The sequence below is a fragment of the Bradyrhizobium sp. AT1 genome (assembly GCF_001590795.1).
In the GTDB taxonomy this organism is placed as follows: domain Bacteria; phylum Pseudomonadota; class Alphaproteobacteria; order Rhizobiales; family Xanthobacteraceae; genus Bradyrhizobium.
This window is the reverse complement of record NZ_JXDL01000001.1, coordinates 453907-455368: the sequence shown is the minus strand read 5'-3', so window position 1 is coordinate 455368 and position 1462 is coordinate 453907. Positions and strand designations below refer to the sequence as shown.

The following is a 1462-nucleotide window of genomic DNA, read 5'->3' as shown; positions in this document are numbered from 1 at the left end:
AGGCATCGGGCGCGACGGCAGCACACGGCCCTGCGGCGGCAGCTCCGGCACTTCTTCGTCGTCGTCGGGAATCTGCTGGGGCTGCGGCTGGCCGCGTGGAATGTTGCCGGGCGGCCGCAGCGGCGGCGGATCGGAAAAGATCGTGCCGATCTGCGCCCTCGCCGGCGTCGCAACCGTCAGTGCGGTGGCGGCCAAAAGCGCCGCAAGACCTGTCAGAGTAATGGTTCGAAACATCTCGCGCGGCTTCAACAGCGAATCGGGCTTGTTGGACATTCTACAGGGGATACCGCCGCTCGCAGGCCCTCGGGTTAACACGGCGAATACGGCGGGGGAAGGGCGGCAACCCTGCCCTTCCCGGCCTCGTCTGGCCAGACCGGCCCCCGAATGGGATAGTCGATGGCCCCTCCCGGGGGTGCGAGGCGAGCACCGCCTTACGAAACGACGTCCAACCCTGACCGGAAAGCCCGAGGCCCCTCCCTATGCCTGTTGTGCTCGATCCCGATGCCGCCGCCGTTTACAGGGCCTTCCAGGAGGCCGGCCGCCCCGCCTATGAGACCCTCACTGCATCGGAAGCACGCGCCTATTATGCGCAGGCGCGCTTTGCCACCAATCCGGAGCCGCCGGAGCTCGCCCGTGTCGCGGAGCTGGCGATCCCCGCGCCGCACGGCGTCATCCCCGCCCGCCTTTACGTGCCCCGAAGGAACCGCGACGGCATGACGGCCTGTCGCCCGCGCTGGTGTTCTTCCATGGCGGCGGCTGGGTGATCGGCGATCTCGACTCCCATGACGTCGTCTGCCGTCAGCTCGCCGTCGCAGGCGCGCTGATCGTGATCTCGGTCGACTACCGCCTCGCCCCCGAGCACAAATTTCCCGCCGCGGCCGATGACGCCATCGCCGCGACCAGATGGATTGCTGCGAATGCGCGCGAGCTCGGCATCGACGCCTCGCGCCTCTCGATCGGCGGCGACAGCGCCGGGGGCAACCTCGCCGCAGTCGTGGCGCTGGCCGCACGTGATGCGGGTGGCCCTGCGCTCGCGGGCCAGGTGCTGATCTATCCCGCCACCGATTTTGCCATGACCCACGGCTCCCACAGGGAGCCCGAGACCAGCGTGCTGCTGACGCATTCAGTGATCCGCTGGTTCCGCGACCACTACCTCAATGGGGCCGCCGACATCCACGATTGGCGCGCTTCGCCGGCGCGTGCGCAAGACCTTGCCGGCCTGCCGCCGGCCTTTGTGCTGACCGCCGGCGCCGATCCGCTGCGCGACGAAGGCAATGAATATGCCGCGCGCCTCGCCCAAGCCGGCGTGCCCGTGACCACCAGGCACTATCCCGGCCAGTTCCACGGCTTCTTCACGATGGGCAAGCTGTTGCAACAGGCCAATGTCGCTGTCGGCGAGATCGGCGCGTGGTTGAAGGATATCGGCTGAACGCCGTTGCGCATGGTTTCTCCGCTCAAAGCC

Annotated in this window: 2 pseudogenes; one reads left to right on the top strand and one right to left on the bottom strand. The window is 68.2% G+C overall.

Features of this window, described 5'->3' with window-relative positions:
* Positions 1-273: pseudogene (locus SE92_RS02230) on the bottom strand (DUF2155 domain-containing protein); the annotation flags it as partial.
* Between the two features lie 206 nt (positions 274-479).
* Here SE92_RS02230 and lipP1 point away from each other — a divergent pair.
* Positions 480-1429: pseudogene (lipP1, locus tag SE92_RS02225) on the top strand (LipP1 family hormone-sensitive lipase).
* The last annotated feature ends 33 nt before the right edge of the window (positions 1430-1462 follow it).